Origin of the sequence: Streptomyces sp. UH6 (assembly GCF_013421635.1) — a bacterium.
GTDB classification, from domain to species: domain Bacteria; phylum Actinomycetota; class Actinomycetes; order Streptomycetales; family Streptomycetaceae; genus Streptomyces; species Streptomyces abyssomicinicus.
Genome location: NZ_JACADT010000683.1, coordinates 1 through 3,126, shown reverse-complemented (window position 1 = coordinate 3,126; position 3,126 = coordinate 1). Strand labels below are relative to the sequence as shown.

Annotated in this window: 3 protein-coding genes; 1 reads left to right on the top strand and 2 read right to left on the bottom strand. The window is 73.8% G+C overall.

Annotation, left to right across the window (positions count from 1 at the left end; all coding sequences use genetic code 11):
* Both HW445_RS24240 and HW445_RS24235 read right to left on the bottom strand, forming a co-directional pair.
* Positions 1 to 696 (bottom strand): MerR family transcriptional regulator (locus HW445_RS24240; RefSeq protein ID WP_180223071.1); only part of this gene is annotated, 696 nt, incomplete at its 3' end.
* 205 nt (positions 697 to 901) lie between these two features.
* Positions 902 to 1,159 carry a mycoredoxin gene (locus tag HW445_RS24235; RefSeq protein WP_180223070.1) on the bottom strand — a complete coding sequence of 86 codons (258 nt, stop codon included), beginning with the start codon at positions 1,157 to 1,159 and terminating at the stop codon, positions 902 to 904.
* A 133-nt stretch (positions 1,160 to 1,292) separates the two neighbouring features.
* Here HW445_RS24235 and HW445_RS24230 point away from each other — a divergent pair.
* Positions 1,293 to 3,126: ATP-dependent helicase (locus HW445_RS24230; RefSeq protein WP_180223069.1), on the top strand; the 1,834-nt coding region annotated here is incomplete at its 3' end.

Here is a 3,126-nt window from a genome sequence, read left to right as displayed (position 1 = left end):
CCCGGAGAAGAAGACCTCGGCGGCCGCGGCGTCCGGCCCCGAGTCGTCCCAGCCGGCGAGCATCTCCGCCGGAATCAGCTCGGCCATCAGCTCGCCCGCCCGCGCGACCCGCGGGTCGTCCGACGGAGCGTCGGCCAGCTCGTCCAGCAGCCGGTACAGGCCGTGCGCCCGCTCGACCGTGTCCGGCCGCGCGGCCATCGCACCGATCGTGCCCATCAGCCGCTCCCGCTCCTCCGGAGGCATGACGGCGTCCAGCAGGGTCAGGACCTCCCGGTCCAGTTCGGCCATGGGTGACCCGGCCGTCCCGCCCAGCGAGGCGAGCAGTCCGGCCAGCTGAGGGGAGAGGGGACCGTCGGAGGTCAGCCGCCCGGCCCGGGCGTCCTCCAGCACCGGCGAGAGCCGCTCGCGGCGTTCCCGGATCAGCCGTTCCTGCCGCGCCAGGTCGTCGTCGAGTTCCTCCAGCACCTCGGCCAGCTCCCGCCCCGCGTCGTCGGCGAGGACGTCACGCACCTCGTCGAGCCCGAGCCCCAGCTCGGTGAGCCGCCGGATGCGCGCCAGCAGCACGGCGTGGCGCAGCGTGTACCGCCGATAACCGTTGGGGTCCCGCTCCGGCTCGGGCAGCACCCCGACGTGGTGGTAGTGCCGCACCGCCCGCGGGGTCACCCCGACCAGCGCGGCCATCTCTCCGGTTCGCATGGGGCCAGTAGAAACCCTGACGCTGCGGCAAGGTCAAGACGCGGCGGGGACGGTCCACGGCCGGCGGAACCCGCCCGGACGCACGGGACCCGCCTCGACGCACGGGATCGCCCCGACGCACGGGACCCGCCCCGACGCACGGGACCCCCGCCGGGCCGGAGAACGGCCCGAACGGGGGTCCTGGGAACGCGCGGGGGAGGAGGCGTCAGGCGCCCAGCGCCTGCTTGACCTGCGCCAGGCTCGGGTTGGTCATCACGACCGCCTCGCCGCCCGCCGTGGGCACCACGCGGACCGTCGGCACGACCTGGTTGCCGCCGTTGACCTGCTCCACGAACAGGGCCGACTCCGGGTCCTGCTCGATGTTGATCTCCTCGTAGGCGATGCCCTCGCGGTTCAGCTGGCTCTTCAGCCGGTGGCAGTAGCCGCACCAGGTGGTGCTGTACATCGTCACAGTGCCGGGCATGGGCTTCGCGCTCCTCGGGGAGATGGGGGCAATGCAGTCGCACGACAGTTCGTCGCACACGGTGAACGTCCGGTGTCCGGCGGGCATTCCCCGCCCCCGGGCCGAGTGAGCTGCGCCGCATTTCGTACGACGAATGCCGGTGCCCTGTGGACGGCCGCCTCCTCCGCCCCGGCCGACCTGGCAGCATGGCGGGGTGACACCAGCAACGCACTCCTCCCTCTTCCCAGCCGTCCCGGAATCGGCCGACGCGGTGCTGGAAGGGCTCGACCCCGAGCAGCGCGCGGTGGCCACCGCACTGCACGGACCGGTGTGCGTGCTGGCCGGCGCGGGCACCGGCAAGACCCGGGCCATCACCCACCGCATCGCCTACGGAGTGCGTGCCGGGATCCTCCAGCCCACCACCGTGCTCGCCGTCACCTTCACCAACCGCGCGGCCGGCGAGATGCGCGGCCGGCTCCGCCAGCTCGGTGCGACGGGCGTCCAGGCCCGTACCTTCCACGCGGCGGCGCTGCGCCAGCTCCAGTACTTCTGGCCCAAGGCGGTGGGCGGAGGGCTGCCCCGGATCGTCGACCGCAAGGTGCAGGTGGTCGCCGAGGCGGCCGCCTCCTGCGGCATCCGACTGGACCGCGGCGAGCTCAGGGACGTCACCGCGGAGATCGAATGGGCCAAGGTCACCCAGACCGTGCCCGCCGACTACGCGCCCGCGACCGAGAAGGCGGGGCGGGAGGCCCCCCGCGACCCGGCGGAGGTCGCCCGGATCTACGACGTGTACGAGGAGCTCAAGCGCGACCGCGGCCTCATCGACTTCGAGGACGTCCTGCTGCTGACCGTCGGCATCCTCCAGGACCGGCCGGACATCGCCCGCGAGGTCCGCGCCCAGTACCAGCACTTCGTGGTCGACGAGTACCAGGACGTCTCCCCGCTGCAGCAGCGGCTGCTGGAGCTCTGGCTGGGCGACCGGGAGAGCATCTGCGTCGTCGGTGACGCCAGCCAGACCATCTACTCGTTCACCGGCGCCACCCCCGACCACCTGCTGGACTTCCGCGTCCGGCACCCCGGTGCCACCGTCGTGAAGCTGGTCCGCGACTATCGGTCCACGCCCCAGGTCGTGCGGCTCGCGAACGGCGTGCTGGCCCAGGCCACCGGCCGGGCCGCCGACCACCGGCTGGAGCTGGTGTCGCAGCGTCCGTCCGGGCCCGAGCCCCGCTGGGCCGAATACCCGGACGAGCCCTCCGAGGCCGAGGGCGCCGCCCGCCACATCCGCGAGCTGATCGACTCGGGCGTCCCGGCGAGCGAGATCGCCGTGCTGTTCCGGACCAACGCCCAGTCCGAGACCTACGAACAGGCGCTCGCCGACGCCGGCGTGCCCTACCAGCTGCGGGGCGCCGAGCGGTTCTTCGAACGGCAGGAGGTCCGCCGGGCCGTCCACCAGCTGCGCGCCGCCGCCCGCTTCGGCGGGAACGACGCCCTGCTCGGCGACGCCGAGGACCTGCCCGGTCAGGTCCGGGCGGTGCTCTCCGGCCAGGGCTGGAGTCCGGCGCCCCCGGCCGGTTCCGGCGCGGCCCGTGAGAAGTGGGAGTCGCTGGCCGCCCTGGTCCACCTCGCCGAGGGCTTCGCCCGTGCCCGGCCGCAGGTCACCCTCGCCGAACTGGTCGCCGAACTCGACGAACGGGCCGCCGCCCAGCACGCCCCCACCGTCCAGGGCGTCACCCTGGCCTCCCTGCACTCGGCCAAGGGCCTGGAGTGGGACGCCGTCTTCCTGGTCGGCGTCGCCGAGGGCATGATGCCGATCGCCTACGCCAGGACGGACGAGCAGATCGAGGAGGAGCGGCGCCTGCTCTACGTGGGCGTGACCCGCGCACGGGAACGGCTCCACCTTTCCTGGGCCCTCTCCCGGACCCCGGGAGGCAGGCCCAACCGTAGGCCCAGCAGGTTCCTCGACGGGCTCCGCCCCGGCAGCGGCTCGG

Excerpts from the sequence above, each read along its gene's own strand:
- HW445_RS24235 (WP_180223070.1), bottom strand. The coding sequence starts at position 1,159 with ATGCCCGGCACTGTGACGATGTACAGCACCACCTGGTGCGGCTACTGC.